Source organism: Streptomyces sp. NPDC001027 (assembly GCF_040299045.1).
In the GTDB taxonomy this organism is placed as follows: Bacteria; Actinomycetota; Actinomycetes; order Streptomycetales; family Streptomycetaceae; genus Streptomyces.
In genome coordinates, this window is the sequence record NZ_JBEPBI010000006.1 from 18,840 (window position 1) to 38,012 (window position 19,173).

The window sequence follows — 19,173 nt, forward strand, 5'->3', positions numbered from 1 at the left end:
GCGACCCGTACCCTGAAAGGGTTATGACTGAGACCTCGCAGCGCCCCCGCCCCCTTCGCGTACTCGCCGCCATGTCCGGCGGGGTCGACTCCGCCGTCGCCGCCGCCCGCGCGGCCGAAGCCGGCCACGACGTGACCGGCGTCCACCTCGCGCTCTCCGCGAACCCGCAGTCGTTCCGCACCGGCGCGCGGGGCTGCTGCACCATCGAGGATTCGCGTGACGCCCGTCGCGCCGCCGACGTCATCGGCATCCCGTTCTACGTCTGGGACCTCGCCGACCGCTTCCGCGAGGACGTCGTCGACGACTTCGTCGCCGAGTACGAGGCCGGCCGCACCCCCAACCCGTGCCTGCGCTGCAACGAGAAGATCAAGTTCGCCGCGCTGCTCGACAAGGCGCTCGCGCTCGGCTTCGACGCGGTGTGCACCGGCCACTACGCGAAGGTGCTGGTCCGCGAGGACGGCACGCGCGAACTGCACCGCGCCTCCGACATGGCGAAGGACCAGTCGTACGTGCTCGGCGTGCTGGACGACCGGCAGCTCGCCCACGCGCTCTTCCCCCTCGGCGACACGGTGACGACCAAGGACGAGATCCGCGCGGAGGCGGAGCGGCGGGGCCTCGCCGTCGCCAAGAAGCCCGACTCCCACGACATCTGCTTCATCGCCGACGGCGACACCCAGGGCTTCCTCGCGAAGCGGCTCGGCCGGGCGGAGGGCGACATCGTCGACGAGTCCGGCACGAAGATCGGCACTCACGAGGGCGCGTACGGCTTCACCGTCGGCCAGCGCAAGGGCCTGCGCATCGGCACCCCCGCCGCCGACGGCAAGCCCCGCTACGTCCTCGACATCTCCCCGGTGAACAACACCGTGACGGTCGGTCCCGCCGCCTCCCTCGACGTCGGCGCGCTGACCGCGATCAAGCCCCGCTGGTGCGGCGCCGCCCCCACCGGCCCCGGCGTGTACACGGCCCAGCTGCGCGCCCACGGCGGCGAGACCGAGGTGGCCGCCGAACTCGTCGACGACCGCCTTCAGGTCACGTTCACCGAGCCGGTCCGGGGCGTGGCGCCCGGTCAGGCGATCGTGCTGTACGACGGCACACGCGTGGTGGGTTCGGCGACGATCGCGACGACGACTCGCCGGGAAACTGCCACGGCCTGATCATCGAGGGCTTGAAGGAGCTGGCATGGTCCTACCGCCCGGCATAGGCTGGCTGTCGCGGAAGGTCCGCACCAGGGTGAGCCGGCGGCGGGAGCTACCCGCCCCTTCGGGAGGTGGACGGTGCTCCTGCGCTTTCGAGTGGCGAATCACCGCTCGATCCGGGACGAGGCCGAGCTGACACTGGTCGCAGCAGCAGGCAGTGCTGACGCTTCCGACAGCGTCGCGCGTGACAGCGGGATCGCTCAGGACGGCGGCGGGCACGTGCCGGTGCTGCCCGTGGCCGGGATCTTCGGTGCGAACGCCTCCGGCAAGAGCAACCTGCTCAGCGCGTTCCACGCCATGCGGGAGGCGGTCCGCACCTCCTTCGCGGACTGGGCCAAGTATCCCGGGGTGCCTCACCGGCAGCCCTTCAAGCTGGACGCCGCCAGCGCCGAGGAGACCACCCTCTTCGAGGTCGACCTGGTCCTCGGCGCGCGCACCCCCGTCCGCTACACGTACGGCTTCGAACTCTCCGACGACCGGGTCGAGGCCGAATGGCTGCACGCCTACCCGGGCGGCATCCGGCAGGTCTGGTTCGACAGGGAGGCGGACCGCCCGGCGGAGGACGGCCACGAGTTCCTCTTCGAGAGTCCGGCCTTCACCGGCCGCCGCGACGACCTGGTAGCGCTCACCCGGCCGAACGCCCTCTTCCTCTCCACCGCGGCCACCCTCAACGACCCTCAACTGTCCGCCCTGCACCGCTGGTTCCTGAACAACCTCTGGCTGATGACCCCGGGTGAGGACATCAGCCACCGCACCGACTGGACCAAGCGCCGCCTCACCGAAGTCCACGACAACACCGGCTACCGCGAACGACTCGTCCAGCTCCTGGCCGCCGCGGACCTGGGTGTCAGCGGCTTCGACCTCGACCCGGACACCGGCGCGGTCTCCCTTCGGCACCGGACGGAAGGGACGGAAGCGGTGGCCCTGGACTTCCTCACCGAGGAAAGCTTCGGTACGCACGCGTGGTTCGCTTTCCTCGGCCCGATGCTCACCGTCCTCGACACCGGGACGACGCTGCTGGTCGACGAGCTCGACTCCAGTCTCCACCCGACGCTGGCCGCCGAGGTCGTCCGTCTCTTCCAGGACCGTAAGGCCAATGCCAAGGGCGCCCAGCTGATCTTCACCACCCATGACGCCACGCTGCTCGGCAACGCCGTGCTCGACCGTCCGCTCGGCCGTGATCAGGTGTGGCTCACCGCGAAGACGAAGTCCGGCGCGAGTGAGCTGTATCCGCTGGTCGCCGCCCACCCTGAGGCGGGTGAGGACCTGGAGCGGGGCTATCTGCGCGGCCGGTACGGAGGGGTGCCCCGGGTGACCCCGGGCGAGATCGCCCGCGAGGTGTCCTGGCTGGAGGAGAAGGCGGCAGCGACGGCGTGAGTGAACGGGGTGGGCACGCAGCATGAGCAGCAGGCGCAGGTCGAAGAAGGACGCGGCGAGCACGCTGACGCCGCCGCAGGCGCCTCCTTCGCAGTACTCACGCCGCGAGCGGGTGCTGTACGTGGGGTGCGAGGGCGAGGTGACCGAGTACGACTACCTGCGGTACCTCAACAAGCAGTTCGGGAGCGGGGACAGTGAGACGGGCCGGCCCCCCTTCACCATCAAACCGGTCCGCAAGACCGACGGCCTGATTCCGTCCCGTACCGTCAAGGCGGTCGTCGAGGCCGCCCAGGGGGAGGACGAGACCTGGGTGCTCTTCGACCGCGACAGCCACCATGACATCCACGAGGCCTTCGAGGCCGCAGCGGCGTCCGACACCGAGGTCTGCTTCTCCCACCCCTCCTTCGAGCTGTGGCTGCTGCTGCATTTCCAGCCGTTCGGCGGGGCACAGGGCGCGGCGAAGAACACTCACGTCCTGGAGAAGCTGCGCAGGGCCGACCCCGCGTACAAGCGGTTCGACAAGCCCGACAAGGGGCTGAGTGATGCCCGCACCAAGGCGCTGAAGGACAAGGAGAAGGCGGCGGTGCAGCACGCGCGGGCCCTGATCGGTCAGTGCGAGCACGGTTCGTGCAAGCCGGCCAACGCCACGTTCGAGGTGCCGAAGTACGGTCGCTCGAAGAAGGAACGGGCCGCCCGCTCAGGGCACGCCAAGAACTGCGAGGTCCTGAGCCGCGACCCGTCCACCGACGTGTGGCGGCTCCTGGTCAGTCTCGGCATCGTGAAGGTGTGAGCGACGGCCGCGCCCCTCGGTGTACAGCGGCGGATGACCGTTTCCGCGCGGGTTACCTCCCGCACCGGCGGGCCGTCTAACCTTCCGTAGCACCTCCATTCCCGTACGAAGGATCAGCGCGTGGCCAGAATCACCCTGCCCGAGCTCGAACGCCATCTCTTCTCGGCCGCCGACATCCTGCGCGGCCGGATGGACGCCTCCGAGTACCGCGACTTCATCTTCGGGATGCTCTTCCTGAAGCGGGCCTCGGACGAGTTCGAGCCGGAGTGGAAGCGGGTGTACGAGGAGCGCCTCGCGCAGACCGGAGGCGACGAGGCGAAGGCGTTGGCCAAGGCGAACAACCCGGCTGCCTATCCCCGGGTCTTCTACGTGCCGCCGCGAGCGCGCTGGTGGCGTGGACCGCACCACGACCCGGAGACGCCGCAGAGCCCGGCGCCCGGCATCATGGCCCTGACCGAGAAGGTCGGCCAGGGCCTCGACGAGGCTTTGGTGGCGCTGCAGGAGGGCAACGACCTGCTCGCGGGCATCGCCTCGCACATCAGCTTCAACGAGGTGGTCGGTACCAAGCCGCGCTTCACCGATCCCGAACTCCGTTCACTGATCCGGCACTTCAGCCTTTACCGGCTGCGCAACGAGGACTTCGAGTTCCCCGACATGCTGGGCGCGGCCTACGAGTACCTTCTCGGCCGGTTCGCGGACTCGGCCGGCCAGCGCGGCGGCGAGTTCTACACGCCGCGGTCGGTGGTGCGGATGATGGTGCGCCTGGTCGACCCACAGCCCGGGGAGTCGGTGTACGACCCGTGCGCGGGTTCCGGCGGCATGCTGATCGCGGCCCGCGAGCACGTCGAGGAACACGGCGGCAATCCGGAGGAACTGTCGGTCAACGGGCAGGACAAGAACGGCCCGTCCTGGTCCATGGCCAGCATGAACATGGTCCTGCACGGCATCCACACCTTCGACCTCCAGCACGGCGACACGCTCGCCGAACCGCTCCACCTCGACGAGAACGGGCGGCTGCGCAAGTTCTCGGCGATCCTGTCCAACCCTCCGTTCTCGCTCCCGTACGACGAGGACGCCGTAGCCAAGGCCGACGAGGACCACGGCAAGCGGATGCACTGGGGCTGGACGCCCGGGAGCGGCAAGAAGGCCGACCTGATGTTCGTCCAGCACATGGTGTCCGTCCTGGAGGAGGACGGCGGACGGGCGGCCGTCGTCATGCCGTACGGGGTGCTGTTCCGGGGCGGCAAGGAACGCGACATCCGCGTCGGGATGCTCCGCGCGGACTGCGTGGAGGCCGTCATCGGCCTCGGCCCGAACCTGTTCTACGGCGCGGGCGTCCCGGCCTGCATCCTGATCCTGCGGCCCCCGCACGGGAAGACCGACTCGAAGCGCCTGGAGAAGGTCCTCTTCATCAACGCCGACCGGGACTTCACGCCCGGCCGCAACCAGAACGAACTCGGCCCCGAGCACATCGAGAAGATCGTCACGGTCTTCCGCGAATGGCGTCTCATCGACGGCTACTCGCGCGAGGTCCACCGCGACGAACTCCTCGCCCCCGACGCGAAGGGCGTCCCCGAGGCGAACTTCAACATCCGCCGCTGGGTGGACAACTCACCGCCCGCGGAGCCGCAGGACGTACGGGCGCATCTGTACGGCGGCGTGCCGGTCGCCGAAGTCGCCGCCAAGGAGGGACTGTTCAAGGCGTACGGAGTCGACGCCGGCTCGCTGTTCGCGCGCCGGGACGGTGACACGGGTGATGACTCACGCGGGTACTACGACTTCCTGCCAGAGGGCGCGGAGGCGACGGCCGCCCGCATTCCCCGGCTGACATACGAGCGGGAGTCGGAGCTGCGCGAGACGTACGACGAGTGGTGGTCGAAGAGCTCTGGCCTCTTCGCACAGCTCGCGGCGGACCGGAAGCTGATGGACCTCCGCAGCGGGCTCCTCGACGGGTTCACGGCCGCGGTCGGTGGAGCCGGAGTTCTCGACGAGTTCACCACCGCCGGCATCATCGCCGCGTGGTGGACGGAGAACCGCTACGACATGAAGGCACTCGCGGCGGGCGGCTTCGAGCGGGTCCTTGTGGGCTGGGTCGACTCCGTCGAGGCGATCGTCGACCCGGCGGTCCCGGGTGGCGCGGAGGACGCGAAGCGCTCGACGGTCTCCCCGGCGGAGCGCCGCCGGGCCCTCGACCAGCCGGTGGTACGGGAGTTGATCCCGGAGTTCCTGGAGCTGGTCAAGGCGGCCGACAAGGCTCTCGCGGAGGCGGAGGCCGCGGCGAAGACGGCGGCGGAGGCGAGGTCGGCGGTGGCGGACGCGGGTACGGACATGGACGACGAGTCCGAGTCCGCTGAACCGGCGGAGTCGGTGGACCTGGTTCAACTCGCCGCGCTGGACAAGGCGTTCACGGCGGCCAAGAAGGCCCTGACGGCGGCGCGCAAGAAGCGCAAGGAACTGGACGACAGCTTCCTGTCGGACCTGAAGGCGGCGGCGGACCTGAAGCAGGCCGAGGAGGGCGGACCGGAGAGCGTCGTCCTGGCGGTCCTCCGCCGTGATCTGTCCGACCGCCTGGACGCTGCGATGGCTACGGGCCGCCGCGAGATCATCGCCTCGTTCCGGCGCTGGGCCGAGAAGTATGAGGTGTCGCTGACGGACCTGGAGGGCGAGAGCGGGGACGCGGCGACGGGGCTTGCGGAGTGGTTGGGGGTGTTGGGGTATGGGCGCTGAAATCCGGAGTAGAGGTGATGGTTTGACCCGTTTGTGGTCGGTGTTGACCAGCATCGAGTCTGGGTGGAGTCCTGCATGCGACGCGGAGCAGCCTGACGTCGATGAATGGGGTGTCATAAAGGTAAGCGCGGTGACGTCGGGCCGGTTCATGGGCGGCGAGGCTAAGCGCCTGCCGGTGGGGTACGTTCCACGCCCGGAGCTGGAGGTCAAGAAAGGCGACGTCTTGCTCGCACGGGCCAATGGTGCGCGTTCTCTGGTGGGCGTTTCGTGCTACGTCGCTGTGACTCGTCCTAGGCTCATGCTGTCCGACAAGGTGCTGCGACTCGTTCCTGACCTGGCGGCGGTTGACCCTGTCTATCTGGCAATCCTGCTCGGAACTTCGGGCGTCCGGAGACAGATCGGAAACCTGCTGAACGGTGGAACAGGCCAGAACAACATTTCGCAAGCCGACGTTCGAGCGCTGGAGATTCCACACCTGCCTCTGCCCGAACAACGCGACATCGTCGCCGCGCACGAGGCGTTCGAGCGGCGGATCGGGGACCTCGAACGAGTCGCGCAAAAGCGGAGCACCCTGCTCTCGGCCGCAGTGTCTGCACTACTTCGGAGTCAGGACAGCTCAGGTACGACCCTGGAGACGATGATGATCTCCTGTGATCCCGGCATCACGCTGGGGGCGCATCGCGCACCCCAGAAGCGGACCACTGGTTACCTGCGTGTGGCCAATGTGCGGATGGGATGGATCGACACCTCCGACGTCGCTTCCCTGGAGTCGACCAGTAACGACCGTCCCAGGTACGAACTGGAGGCCGGTGACGTCCTGGTCGTCGAAGGACATGCAAATCCGGAGCAAATCGGTCGTGCTGCGCTGGTTGGTCCTGCCGAAGAGGGGTTGCTCTACCAGAACCACCTCTTCCGGCTCAGGTTCGACCGTGACGAGGTCGTACCGGAGTTCGCGATGTTGTGGCTGAACTCGGAGGCTGTTCGCTCCTACTGGATCAGCCGGTGCGCTACGAGTTCCGGGCTCTACACGATCAACTCCAAACTGCTGGCGGATGTCCCGTTCCCGGTGGTGCCCATTGAGGAGCAGCGGAAGGTCGTGGAGACCTGGCGTACAGGAATCCGCGCAGTTGATTCTCTGCACGGGCAGATCGCCAAGCTCCGCACGATCCAGCAAGGCGTGATCGAAGACCTGCTCAGCGGCCGGTCCCGAGTGAACCGGACCTGAGGCTTTCGATCAGCGCACCGAATGACGCCCGGCCCGTGACGATCACGTTCGCCGGGCGTTTGCTGTCCCGCACGGCAACGCCTGTTCGTACCGAGGCGACCTCAACGCAGTTGTTGCCACCGGAGTCGGAGTATGACGACTTCAACCACTGCGGGCCGGGCACGTGAGACACCTCTTACAGTTCTCTTGCGATCTTGCGGACGAAGTCCCTGGACTTGGTGGGAGTCAACGCCACCTTCTCCGCCATGTCCAGCCGGGTCCGGAAGTTCGCCAGTTGGGTTGGTGAGTCGATGAACACGGGCTCTGCGGGGGAGTCCATATGGACCGTGTCCAGGTGGGGATTGGGTGCTTGGGCGTACAGGACGGAGGAGTCCCCGAGCAGGGGGAAGCCACCTGCTTCGAAGGGGACCACGCGAAGCGTGACGTTGTGGCGTTCGCTGGACTCCAGCAGGTGCTGGAGCTGGGCCCTGGCCACATCGCGACCGCCGAGTTGCATGCGCAGGGCCGCTTCGTGGATGACACCCGAGTAGGAGATGGGCGCGTCACCGGTCACTACACGTTGGCGCGCCAGGCGGTGTGCCACGCGCAGCTCGATCTCCAGGCGGGCGAGTGGAGGGAAGAACAGCTCGAAGATGGCGCGAGCGTGTTCCTCGGTATGGAACAGGCCGGGCAGGTGCGCAATCTGCACCGTGCGCAAGCCGACGGCGTAATCCTCCAGCGCGGAGACGTCGAGGAAACCAGGCGGGATCTTGCCCCGGTACTCCTCCCACCAGCCGGTCTTGCGACTGCCGGTCAGGTCCGCCAAGGCGTTGATGAGGTCGGCGTCGTCGCACTCGTAGATGCTCGCGAGGCGGCGCAGGCGTTCCTCGCTGATGCCGAAGCGGCCGGCCTCGACGTTCGAGATGACCGTGCGGTCCGTGCCGAGCAGTCCGGCGGCTGTGGGCGCGGACATACCTGCCGCCTCGCGGAGCCGTCGCAGCTCGGTACCGAACCTGCGTTGAAGGATGGTCGGGGTCTGCCGAGGTGACATAAGGCCTCTCCATGTGCTCGCGCACAGTGTGCCGAGTCGATGGCTCACGGTCCACCGGAATCCAAAGGTTAACTCTTCTGTGTAATCGCGTAGCAACGTTATGTGATCTTGCAGTACCTTGTTAATCGTGCCGTTGGAGTTCCCGCCGCCCAGCGGAAGCGCACCGGCCCCCCTGCCCTCCGGAAGGCAGGGTCCCGGCATTGCCACCGCCGTCCGGCAGTTCGCGACCGGCGTCACAGCGTGAACCCGTTTCGCAGGACCGAACCGCAATCCCGTTCCGCACCACGGAGGTACACCCTCGTGAGCAGTAACGACCCGAGCACCGCACCCGGCAACGAGCCGACCCGCCCCGTCAGTTACGACGTCAGCTACGGCGACCACCCCTCCCCGATCCCGTTCACCGCCCCCTGGGTGTACGAGATCCACTTCCCCTGCGACCCACGCGGCCCCCGGATCGTTCGGGGCACCCTCCGTGCCGTGCTCCACGCCCACGGAATCGGTGAACTCGCCGACCGGGCCGAGCTGTTGACCTGCGAGCTCGCCACCAACTCGGTGCGGCACACCAAGGGCCCGGTCATCGTCCGCATGCACTGGCTGTGCCCCGCGCTGCGTGTCAGCGTCTGGGACGCGAGTCCGGATCTGCCTCCGTTCGCGCCCGGCGTGGCGATGCCCGACCCCGCCGCTCTCGCTCTCTGCGGTCGGGGGCTGCCCATCATCGAGAGTCTCGCCGACCGGTGGGGCGGCTGCGGGTACGTCGACGGGCCGAACGGAGGGCCGGGCGGCAAGACCATCTGGTTCGAGCTCGCCCTCGGCGGTGATTTCCGGCCACCGCCCCCGGTGCTCGCGGCCTGACCCGTACACCCGGTGCCGTACCGCCCCGCAACCGGCGCCGGCAGTGTTCATCACCCTTACGGGGAACACGCCGGCGTCCCGGTTCAGGAGTCACCGCGTCCGTGGTACACCGGTCACGCCGTTCCGCGAGAGGAGGCGACGACGCCATGAGCACTCACCCGCAGCCCAACGACAGGTACGCGGACATCGATCACGAGCGGGCCCTGAAGCACGCCATCAGGTACATGGCCGGCAGTCGCGTACAGATCATCGAGGGGATCATCCAACCCGTGCCGCCGACCTGGGACCACGAACGCGCCACACGGGTCATTCGCCGTCAGATCGAGGACCGGGTCGACGAGCTCGGCTGTGTCGAGGGTTCCGGGGACATCGACCTCCCCGGCTCGCCCAACTGGTACGTCCCGGACATCGCCGTCGTCCCCGAGGAACTCGCGCAGGACGACAACATCATCGTCACCCCGGACCTGACGCTTCTGGCGGTCGAGGTCACCTCGAAGTCCAACGGGGACACGGACCGTGTCACCAAGCGCAAGCGCTACGCCGAGTACGGTGCTCCGCTGTACCTCCTGGTCGACCGGCAGAACCGCGAACTCACCCTGTTCTCCGAGCCGGGCGGACTCGGCTACACCAAGGCCGACGGCCCCCACCCCTTCGGCACCCCGGTCACCCTGCCCGAGCCCTTCGGGATCGTCCTGGACACCACGAGCCTCTGAGCAAGGAGCAGGTGATTTCCGGCCACCTTCCCCTGTGCTCGCCGCCTGATCCGCGCGCACCACGCGCCACGCTCACCGGCCGCCGATAGAGTTTCGATCACCTGTCCTGCCTGCCGGGGGGCGGGGATCGAGGCCGGTGGCCGGGGAGGACAGGCGTGGCGGAGCAGCCGGAGTACGTCAGGACCGAGCGGCCGCTGATCGAGCAGCTGAAGGCGATGGGCTGGACCCATCTCCGGGGCGGACCCGCCGCCGGACCCGCCACCGCGTCGCGCGCCTCGGACCGTACGAGCTTCGAGATTGTCGTGTACGCGGACCGGTTCAAGGCCGCCGTGGCCAGGATCAACCCGAGGCCGTCGGACGGAGAACCCTGGCTGAGCGACGCGCAGCTCGACCGCCTCCTCGCCCTGGTCCAGGGCACCGCGCCGGGGCAGGGACCGAGGGAGCACGGTGTCGCCGGGAACCTGGAGGTGACGGACCTCCTCCGCAAGGGCCTCAACGCCCGCACCCTGCCGGGCTGGACGAAGGGCGACCCCGAACACGTACGACTCGTCGACTGGGACGGCGAGTTCGGGGAGCGCCCGGACACTCCCGGCGGCGGCAACGACCTGCTCGTCGTCTCGCAGTTCCGGGTCGAGCGGAGGGACGCCGCTCCCGTCACGCCCGACCTCGTGCTGTTCGTGAACGGGCTGCCGTGGGTGGTGATCGAGTGCAAGGCGCCCGTGGTGTCCGGCCCTCAGGGAGACGTGCGGGCCGCCTTGGACGACGCCGTGGACCAGGTGCTGCGATACGCGGGCGTCAACTCCCCGGCCGCCGTACCTGAGTTCGTCCGCTTCGCGCAGGTCCTGGTCGCCACCGACCGCGACCACGCCGAGACCGGCACGGTCACCGCCGAACCCCGGCACTTCGCCCCCTGGCGCACGGTCGCGCCCGTGAGTGAGGACCGCGTACGCGAGGAGGTGCACAAGCCTGGGTCGGCCGCCCTCGCCGACCAGGAGATCCTCGTTGCCGGGATGCTGCGCCCTTCCCACCTGCTCGACCTGGTACGGGACTTCACCACCCGGCTCGGCAGCGGTCACCGTACGGTCAAACTGGTCGGCCGCCACCAGCAGTTCAAAGCGGTGAAGGCGCTCACCCGGAAGCTGGAGGAGCGGGGCCGGAAGGCGGCGGCCGGCGTGGCCGTCGGTCACCGGGGCGGTGTCGTCTGGCACACCCAGGGCTCCGGCAAGAGCCTGACCATGGCGTTCCTGGTCCGGCACCTGCGCAGCCGTCCCGCTCTGAAGTCGCACAAGGTGGTCGTGGTCACCGACCGCATCGACCTCGAGAAGCAGATCCGGGCAAGCCTCGCCGCCACCGAGGAGAAGGTGCATCGCGCGCCGAGCGTCAAGCGGGCCAGAAAATACCTGGAGGTGGACGTCGGGGACGTCGTCCTCGTCACCCTGCAGAAGGCGCAGCGCGACGACACCGCGTACGACGGCCGGGAGGAGTCCCTGCCCGACACCGCCCCCGCCGACGACGATGACGGCGCCGAGGGCGGCGCCGACGGCGACGGGTACGTGCAGAACCGGGTGGCCAACCCGCACCACCACGTCGTCGTCCTCGTCGACGAGGCCCACCGGGGCCAGGACAAGTGGCAGCACGCCCGCTGGCGGGCCATGCTCCCGCGCGCCGCGTTCGTCGGCTTCACCGGCACTCCGGTGATCGACCTCAACCGCAGACGCAGCGAGGAGATCTTCGGCCCGTACGCCGACACTTACACCCTGCGCGACGCCGAACTCGACCGGTCCGTCGTGCCCGTCCGCTACGAGGCGTACGCCGTACCGCTCGAGGTCATCGAGCAGGCAGCCCTCGACGCCCGGTTCGACGAGAAGGTGCCGTCCGATCCGAAGCTGCGGGCCGAGGTGCTGCGCAGGTTCGGCCGCCGCAAGGAGGTCCTGGAAGCGCCGTCGGTGATCGAGGCCAAGGCCGAGCACATGCTCGACCACTGGGCCCGCAACGCGTTGCCCGACCGCTTCGGGGCGCAGATCGCCACCGTCTCCCGCCTCGCCGCCGTCCGCTACCGCACCGCGCTGCTAGCCGCCCGTGACCGGCTCGTCGCCCGCCTCGACGCGCTCGACCCGGCCCTGATCGCCGACCCCATGGCCGCACTCGAAGCCGACGACGAGGAGCGGGCGCTCCTCATGCTCCTGCCGGACCGCGAGGTACTGAGAACCCTCGACGCGGCCGTCGTCGTCTCCCCGGCCAGGCAAGGCAGCAGCGACCCGAAGGCATGGCAGCCGTGGATCACCAAGAGCCACCAGGACGCGCACATCGAACGCTTCAAGAAGGGGCTGCCGCCGCGCGACGTCACGGCCGACCCGGCATGGAACGTCAGGACGCACGGGCTGCAGCCCTCCGGCATCGGCACCCCGGCGAGCGGCGGCCAGGTATGGAACGTCGACCTCGACCTGCCCGCCGACAGCGGACCCCCCGCGCCGCCGGACACGCAGGGCGGCGCGCCACCGGAGACCATGGCCTTCCTGGTCGTGCAGTCGATGCTGCTCACCGGCTTCGACGCCCCCGTCGAGCAGGTCCTCTACCTGGACTGCAAGCTGTCCGGCGCGGGACTGCTGCAGGCCGTGGCCCGCACCAACCGGCCCTACCCGGCCAAGAAGTGGGGCCAGGTCGTCGACTACGTGGGCATCGGCCCCGAACTGGCCCGCTCGCTCGCCTCCTACGACCAGGAGCATCTGCGGCATGTGCTGGGCTACCCGAACGTGTCGGTGGACCACCTCCAGCCGGACTACCAGGGGCCACAGCCCGACGGCCGCAGCCCCGATCGGGACGGACTGCTGCTGCGATCCGACGCCGCCGCCAAGGCCCTCCTGAAAGACCTCGGAGCGAAGGCCACCCGCTTCCTGGCCGGGCAGAACGTCACCGACCCCGGCGACGAGTCGCAGTGGGAGGAATTCCTCGGCCAACGCCTCGACGACCCGCTGCTGCGCGGCGAGTTCGACGAACGCGTCCGCGACTTCCTGACCGCGCTCAACGCGGTCCTGCCGGACCCCGAGGCGCTGAAGTACCGCGATTTGGCAGGCCAGTTGGGCACGCTGCAGTACATGGCCAGACGCCGCTACCTCGACGGTCGCGAACAGTTCAGCCCGCGCCGCTACGGGGCAAAGGTGCGCCGGCTCATCTCCCAGCACATCGAGACCACCGGGATCCGGCAGCGGATCCCACCCGTCGAACTCACCGACCCGGAGTTCATGGAACGGGTCGACGCGAACGCCGACCCCCGGGCGCGATGCTCGTACATGACGGGCTCGCTGAAGCTGCGCATCAGCGCGAAGATCGGCGGCGACCGGGCCGGCTACCAGCGGTTCAGCGTCCGACTCGAAGAGATCATCGCGCGGATGCGGGACGACTTCGAACAGGCCGCAGCCGACCTGGCGCGTCTGGTCGGGGACGTGGCCGCGGCAGAGCGCGAGCCGGAGAGCGGCGACGGTCTCGACTCCCGCACCGAGCGGCTGGTCCTCGGGCTGCTCCAGCAGCACGCGGAAGAAGCCGGGCGGGACCCCTGGCCGCCGGGCACCGATCTGATCCGGGCCGCCCGCGGCCTCACCAGGGAGATGTCGGTGCTCGTCCGGCGTCCGCAGATACGCACACAGGGCCCTGCCCGCAATCGCATGCGCAGCGAACTCTGCCAGCAGCTGGAGATCTGGCTCGACATGGACTGGGACGACATCGGCGACCTCGCGAGCCATCTGACAGAGCTGGCCGTCGAGAGATACGAGTACTTCCTCGGATACCAGCCGCGCGACGAGACGGACGAGGGGGACAGCGGGGGCACCTGACTCGGTGACCGCTGACGGCTGCCGGGCAGGGTGATGTCGTCGCCGAGTGGTAGGAAGAGCGGGTGACCACCGTCGTCGAACAGGCCATCGCCGATCTCCCCGTGCCCAGGGGGTGGCGGTGGGATGTCGTCGTGCGGCCACGACGCCGCACCCTCGGCATCGAGATCGCCGAGGACGGCCGGGTGCTCTTCGCGATTCCCGCAGGCGCGGATCCGAAAGAGATCGCCGACGCGGTGCGCGGCCGGATGCCGCGTCTCGCCGCCGAGGTCCGCCGCCGTCAGGACCTGCAAGCGGCCGAACCGGCCAGGGACCTGATCGGCGGCGAGAGCTTCGCCTACCTGGGCCGCCGGTACCGGCTCAAGCTCACTCCCGACGGGGGCAGCAGTCACGTACGACTGAGACTGGGATGGCTGGAGCTGCCCAGATCGCGGTCGGCCGCCGCTGACGCGAGGCCCCTTGTGCAGTGGTACAGCAGCTGCGGGGAGCGCTGGCTCGCTGCCCGGCTGCAGCCGCTGGCAACACTGGCCGGAGTGCGTGATCCGGCAGGCGTCGAGGTGCGAGACCTCGGCCGTCGTTGGGGCGCCTGTTCTCCGCACGGCGCGATCACCGTGCACTGGGCGGTGATGCAACTGCCGGTCGCCCTGGTGGACCTCGTCCTGATCCACGAGCTGTGCCACCTCAGGCACCCCGGCCACGGATCGGCTTTCCGACGGGCCGTCCGGCTCGCGCTCCCCGACGTGGACGTGCGCGAACGGCAGTTCGCTCAGGAGGAGCCGCGACTGTGGCGCGGAGCCGTCTCCTCGCCGACGCACCAGCCGTAGCCGACGCCCGGCTTCGCACGGCGGTCCGGACGGAAGGCCGCGCGCAAACGATCGTCGACGAGGACGACCCCCGCGAACCTCGACGGCTTCCTGAAGGCGACGTTCGCCGAGCCGGTTCGCGGCGACGCCCCCGGCCAGGCGCGATCGTGCCGTACGAGGGCACGCGCCTGGTGGGGTCGGCGAGGATCGCGACCAAGGCCATGACGGTCCGACGGTCCTGTTGCACCGCTGTGACAGGGAATGGCCGAATCCGCTGAAAACGATCAATAAGTTCGATCAGGCAAGACGTCGATCCTCATGGCCCCGCACACGAGGAGACAGGCGATCTGCGGCTCACATCCCCTTGACTCTTCACCTAAGGAGACCCGCATGTCGACATGGAAGGCGCCCCGCCGCGCAGTCGTCCGCGCCCTGACCGGCACGGTTCTGACGGCCGCTCTGCTGGCGCCCGCCGCAACCGCCCTCGCCGCGACACCGGCCGCGCACCGGGCCGGTGTCACGGCGACGGCCACATCCACGACGGCGTCGCCCTGGCGCACCGTGAAGCTGGTGGACGGCAGCACGGGCAAGATCTACAAGCTCGGGGCCCATCACTTCCGCATCGAGATCGTCTACCGGGGTGCTGTCTACGCCAGGCTGGAGGCGAACCAGCGGGACGCCGGCGTGAACGCCAACAACATGTTCGTCGTGCTTACCGCTGACGGGGAGGTGCACTCCTGGTTCGGAGGCGGCCACAGCGGGCCCGGCTCCTTCAAGCTCCCCGACGGCTCGACGGCCAAGATCACGAAGGTGGGCCCGCACCACTACCGCGCACAGATCGTCTACCGGGGTGCCGTCTACGCCACGCTGGAGGCGAACCAGCGGGACGCCGGCATGAACGGCAACGGCATGTTCGTCGTGCTCACCCCCGACGGGGAAATCAGCGCTTCGCTTCGGTGAGAGGCAGGGGTCGACCCCCTTGTGCCAAAGCACGAAAGCTGTCCCCAGGTCGGTACCGACCTGGGGTTTCACCTGTTCGAAGCCCGGGCCGGATCACGGAGCGTACGCATACTCTCCTCCGTCCGCCGGACCACGCGCGTGACGGCCGCCATCTGGCGGGACCGTCGGACAGCGGGGCCATCGCCTAGAGGGACGAGAAGAACTCCGTCAGCGCCGGCGCGAGCGCCTGGGGGTCCACCATGTGCGACTGGCCTTCCAGCACCTGGTACGTGCCCTGCGGCACCGACTCGGCCACTGTGCGGGCGGCCTCGCGCATCCAGTCGGGGCTCGCGCCGCCGCCGAGGGACAGGACGGGCACGGTGATCGAGGCCAGCCGGTCCCGGGGCACCAGTCCGTCGCCCATCACCGCGTCGTCGTAAGCCAGGCTCGGGGCGAGCGACTCCATCCCGGCCCACATCGGCGACTGGCGGGCGCCCTGGATCATCTCCTCGGCCAGGCCCGTCAGCCGCAGGAACAGCTCCACCGCGTCCCCGCGCCGACCGTGCTCCAGCGCCTCGGTGAGACCGTCGGTGTACTTGGCCCGCTCCTTCGCACCGCCCTCGTAGACGGCGTACGGCACCTCGTACACGGCGACGCCGCGCAGCGGCAGTCCGCTCGCCGCCGCCTCCAGGACCAGGGCGCCGCCCGAGGAGTGCCCGTACAGGCACGCCTCGCCGCCCACCGCCTCGATGAGCGCGGCCAGGTCCTCTACCTCACGGGCGACGTCGTAGGGCGCGGTGTCGCCGCTCTCGCCCCGACCCCTGCGGTCGTAGGAGACGACGGTGAAGCGGTCGGCGAGGGGCACGGCGAACGGCGCCACCGTGGCCCCCGTCGACATCGCCCCGCTCACCAGGATCACCGCGGGACCCGCGCCGGTGCGTCCGTACGCGAGGGAGGTGCCGTCGCGTGAAGTGGTCTTCTTGTCCATGCTTCAGCAGACTGCCCCACAGCACGCGACTAATCGGTCACGACACCTCGGCTTCGTAGAAGCAGAGGTGGTTCTTGATCGGCGCCACGTCCGGCTTCGGATCCGGATAGGCCCAGACGAGGTCGGGCGCGCCCGGCAGCGACCAGTAGGACGCCGTTCCCTTGAAGGGGCAGTAGGTGTGCGTCTCGGAGGGGGTCAGCAGGTCGAGCCGGACGTCCTCGGCGGGGATGTAGTAGCGCGCCGGACAGCCGGTCTCGCGCAGGACGAGCGCCCGGTCGGTCTCGGCCAGCACATGGCCGTCGTGGACCGCCCTGACGTGCCGGTCGCTCAGCTCGACGGTGATCGTGTGTCCTCGGGTCATGCCACCACAGCACTCGGAGGCCCGCGGTTCTTCCCGCGTACGGTGGCGGCATGCGTATCTGCGTCTTCCTCTCCGCGGCCGACCTCGACGACCGCTACACCCGCCCCGCGCGCGAGTTCGCGGAACTGCTCGGCAAGGGCGGGCACACCCTCGTGTGGGGCGGCTCGGACGTCGGCCTGATGAAGGTCGTCGCCGACGGCGTGCAGTCGGCCGGCGGCCGGCTGTGCGGGGTATCCGTGGACTTCCTCGCCGCGTCGGCGCGGCCGGGAGCCGACGAGATGGTGATCGCGAAGGACCTGGCCGAGCGGAAGCGGCTGCTCCTGGCGAAGTCGGACGCCGTGGTGATCATGGTCGGCGGGACCGGCACCCTGGACGAGGCCACCGAGATACTGGAGCTGAAGAAGCACGGCCACACCGACAAGCCGGTCGTGCTGCTCAACACCGCGGGCTTCTACGACGGCCTCAAAGAGCAGTTCCGACGGATGGAGTCCGAGGGCTTGCTGCCCCTGCCCCTCACCGACCTGGTGTTCTTCGCGGAGGAGCCGGTGGGCGCCCTCGCCTACCTCGAGGAGAGCCGGGGCATCGGGTGACCCGGCGATGATGCGAGCATGGCGGGCATGGCTACCCATGTGATCACCGGAGCGGGCTCCGGCATCGGCGCCGCCGTCGCCCGTCGTCTGCACGCGCGCGGGGACGAACTCGTGCTGCACGCGCGCGACGCCGGCCGGGCGAAGGAACTCGCGGCCGGCTTCCCCGGCGCACGGACGCTCGTCGGCGACCTCGCCGACCCCGACAGGCTGAGCTGGGCCTTCTCCCACCAGAGCCTCCCGGAGCAGGTGGACTCCCTCCTGCACATCGCCGGAGTGGTCGACCTCGGCCCGGTCGGCGACCTCACCCCGAAGTCCTGGCGGCACCAGCTCAACGTCAACCTGATCGCCCCCGCGGAACTGACCCGGCACTTCCTGCCCCAACTGCGCACCGCGCGCGGCCAGGTGCTGTTCGTGAACTCCGGCGCCGGTCTGCGGGCGAGCCCCGACTGGTCCGCCTACGCCGCCTCCAAGCACGGCCTGAAGGCCCTCGCCGACTCGCTGCGCGCCGAAGAGCACGGCAACGGCGTCCGCGTCACCTCCGTCTACCCCGGACGGACGGCCAGCCCCATGCAGGCCAAGGTGCACCGGCAGGAGGGCAAGGAGTACGACCCCGCCGAGTGGATCGACCCCGAGTCGGTGGCCACGACGATCCTGACGGCGCTCGACCTCCCGAGGGACGCCGAGATCAACGACCTGACGGTACGGCCGGGGCGCTGACGGTCGGTCGCGCTACGTACGCTTCACCCGTGAACGCAGACTTCAGTTTCGGCCCGGCCACCGGCGTCGGCTCCCTGCCGGGCGGCGACGCCCGCGAGGCCGCCAAGACCGTCACCGGGTCCTTCGAGGACTTCCCCTTCCTCGCCGAGCTGCCGGCCCGTGGACCCGGCGCGGACATGATCGGCCGCAGCGCGGGCCTGCTCGTCGAGCTGTACGCGCGCGTGGAGCCCAGCGGCTGGCGGATCGGCGACCGGCCGGGCCGGGACACCAAACGGGCCCGGTCCTGGCTGCGGGAGGACCTCGACGCACTGGAGGAGCACACCCAGGGCTACGAGGGGCAGCTGAAGGTGCAGGCGGTCGGGCCCTGGACCCTCGCCGCCGCACTGGAGCTCAGGAACGGGGAGGTCGCCCTGTCCGATCCCGGCGCCTGCCGCGATCTCGCCGGCTCCCTCGCCGAGGGCCTGCGGCTCCACCTCGCCGAGGTGCGCCGACGGGTGCCCGGCGCGGACGTCGTGCTCCAGCTCGACGAGCCGTCCCTCACCGCCGTGCTCCGCGGCCACGTGCGGAGCGCCAGCGGCTACCGGACGCACCGCGCGGTGGACCGGCAGGTCGTGGAGGGCACGCTGCGGGACGTCGTCGGGGTGCACGGCGAGGGGCCCGTCGTGGTCCACTCGTGTGCGCCGGACGTCCCGTTCGCCCTGCTGCGGCGGTCCGGGGCGGCCGCGGTCTCCTTCGACTTCTCGCTCCTCACCGAGCGTGACGACGACGTGATCGGCGAGGCGGTCGAGGCGGGCACCCGGCTCTTCGCCGGTGTCGTGCCGGGCGTGGACGCCCCATTGTCAGACCCTGCCGGTAGCGTCATGGGTGTCAGGACGCTGTGGCGCCGACTGGGACTGCGACCCGGGCTTCTCGCGGAGGCGGTCACGCTCACGCCGTCGTGCGGCCTCGCGGGCGCTTCCCCCGGATACGCCCGCCGGGCCTTCGCCCACTGCGTCCGGGCGGCGAGATCCCTCGCGGACGACCCTGAGTGACGGGAGG

17 protein-coding genes are annotated in these 19,173 nt (G+C 69.7%); 13 read left to right on the forward strand and 4 right to left on the reverse strand.

Annotation, left to right across the window (positions count from 1 at the left end; all coding sequences use genetic code 11):
* Window positions 1-23 precede the first annotated feature (23 nt).
* The 5 genes from mnmA to ABT300_RS03815 all read left to right on the forward strand — a co-directional run bounded on the left by mnmA (window position 24) and on the right by ABT300_RS03815 (window position 7,315).
* Window positions 24-1,154 (forward strand): tRNA 2-thiouridine(34) synthase MnmA, encoded by a 1,131-nt coding sequence (gene mnmA, locus ABT300_RS03795; RefSeq protein ID WP_351671655.1) that lies wholly within the window; start codon window positions 24-26, stop codon window positions 1,152-1,154.
* 120 nt (window positions 1,155-1,274) lie between these two features.
* The gene (locus ABT300_RS03800; RefSeq protein WP_351671658.1) at window positions 1,275-2,573 is read left to right on the forward strand and encodes an AAA family ATPase; all 1,299 of its coding nucleotides are present in this window, start codon (window positions 1,275-1,277) and stop codon (window positions 2,571-2,573) included.
* A gap of 22 nt (window positions 2,574-2,595) precedes the next feature.
* On the forward strand, window positions 2,596-3,363 hold the full coding sequence (locus tag ABT300_RS03805; RefSeq protein ID WP_351671660.1) for an RloB family protein: 768 nt from the start codon (window positions 2,596-2,598) through the stop codon (window positions 3,361-3,363).
* Window positions 3,364-3,483: 120 nt separating this feature from the next.
* Window positions 3,484-6,090, forward strand: coding sequence for a type I restriction-modification system subunit M (locus ABT300_RS03810; RefSeq protein WP_351671663.1), 2,607 nt, complete (start codon window positions 3,484-3,486; stop codon window positions 6,088-6,090).
* Between the two features lie 22 nt (window positions 6,091-6,112).
* Window positions 6,113-7,315 carry a restriction endonuclease subunit S gene (locus tag ABT300_RS03815; protein ID WP_351671666.1) on the forward strand — a complete coding sequence of 401 codons (1,203 nt, stop codon included), beginning with the start codon at window positions 6,113-6,115 and terminating at the stop codon, window positions 7,313-7,315.
* Here the strand turns inward: ABT300_RS03815 and ABT300_RS03820 are convergent.
* Window positions 7,284-7,487, reverse strand: coding sequence for a DUF397 domain-containing protein (locus ABT300_RS03820; RefSeq protein WP_319593542.1), 204 nt, complete (start codon window positions 7,485-7,487; stop codon window positions 7,284-7,286). The two genes, ABT300_RS03815 and ABT300_RS03820, sit on opposite strands and share 32 nt — an antisense overlap.
* A 3-nt stretch (window positions 7,488-7,490) precedes the next feature.
* Window positions 7,491-8,345: a helix-turn-helix domain-containing protein gene (locus ABT300_RS03825; protein ID WP_351671670.1), complete on the reverse strand. Its 855-nt coding sequence runs from the start codon at window positions 8,343-8,345 to the stop codon at window positions 7,491-7,493.
* A 300-nt stretch (window positions 8,346-8,645) separates the two neighbouring features.
* On the opposite strand from ABT300_RS03825, the gene ABT300_RS03830 reads away from it, so the two are divergent.
* The 5 genes from ABT300_RS03830 to ABT300_RS03850 all read left to right on the forward strand — a co-directional run bounded on the left by ABT300_RS03830 (window position 8,646) and on the right by ABT300_RS03850 (window position 15,500).
* Entirely contained in the window at window positions 8,646-9,197 is a 552-nt protein-coding gene (locus ABT300_RS03830; protein WP_351671673.1) for an ATP-binding protein, read from the forward strand.
* A 146-nt stretch (window positions 9,198-9,343) separates the two neighbouring features.
* The gene (locus ABT300_RS03835; protein ID WP_351671676.1) at window positions 9,344-9,910 is read left to right on the forward strand and encodes a Uma2 family endonuclease; all 567 of its coding nucleotides are present in this window, start codon (window positions 9,344-9,346) and stop codon (window positions 9,908-9,910) included.
* A gap of 155 nt (window positions 9,911-10,065) precedes the next feature.
* Complete coding sequence (locus ABT300_RS03840) at window positions 10,066-13,740, forward strand: type I restriction endonuclease subunit R (protein ID WP_351671678.1); 3,675 nt, start codon at window positions 10,066-10,068, stop codon at window positions 13,738-13,740.
* A 62-nt stretch (window positions 13,741-13,802) separates the two neighbouring features.
* Complete coding sequence (locus tag ABT300_RS03845) at window positions 13,803-14,561, forward strand: M48 family metallopeptidase (RefSeq protein WP_351671680.1); 759 nt, start codon at window positions 13,803-13,805, stop codon at window positions 14,559-14,561.
* A gap of 369 nt (window positions 14,562-14,930) precedes the next feature.
* A complete protein-coding gene (locus ABT300_RS03850) occupies window positions 14,931-15,500 on the forward strand; it encodes a hypothetical protein (protein ID WP_351671682.1) in 570 nt (189 codons plus the stop codon).
* Window positions 15,501-15,684: 184 nt separating this feature from the next.
* Here the strand turns inward: ABT300_RS03850 and ABT300_RS03855 are convergent, their stop codons facing one another.
* Together ABT300_RS03855 and ABT300_RS03860 are read right to left on the reverse strand one after the other, a co-directional pair.
* The gene (locus ABT300_RS03855) at window positions 15,685-16,467 is read right to left on the reverse strand and encodes an alpha/beta fold hydrolase (RefSeq protein WP_351671684.1); all 783 of its coding nucleotides are present in this window, start codon (window positions 16,465-16,467) and stop codon (window positions 15,685-15,687) included.
* A 37-nt stretch (window positions 16,468-16,504) separates the two neighbouring features.
* A complete protein-coding gene (locus tag ABT300_RS03860) occupies window positions 16,505-16,828 on the reverse strand; it encodes a DUF427 domain-containing protein (protein WP_351671686.1) in 324 nt (107 codons plus the stop codon).
* A gap of 50 nt (window positions 16,829-16,878) precedes the next feature.
* Between ABT300_RS03860 and ABT300_RS03865 the strand changes: the two genes are divergently transcribed.
* From ABT300_RS03865 to ABT300_RS03875, 3 genes are read left to right on the forward strand one after another with little or no spacing between them, the layout of a single operon-like run.
* Window positions 16,879-17,418 (forward strand): LOG family protein, encoded by a 540-nt coding sequence (locus ABT300_RS03865; protein WP_351671688.1) that lies wholly within the window; start codon window positions 16,879-16,881, stop codon window positions 17,416-17,418.
* Between the two features lie 18 nt (window positions 17,419-17,436).
* On the forward strand, window positions 17,437-18,135 hold the full coding sequence (locus ABT300_RS03870) for an SDR family oxidoreductase (protein ID WP_351671691.1): 699 nt from the start codon (window positions 17,437-17,439) through the stop codon (window positions 18,133-18,135).
* Between the two features lie 29 nt (window positions 18,136-18,164).
* The gene (locus tag ABT300_RS03875; RefSeq protein WP_351671694.1) at window positions 18,165-19,166 is read left to right on the forward strand and encodes a methionine synthase; all 1,002 of its coding nucleotides are present in this window, start codon (window positions 18,165-18,167) and stop codon (window positions 19,164-19,166) included.
* Window positions 19,167-19,173: the final 7 nt, after the last annotated feature.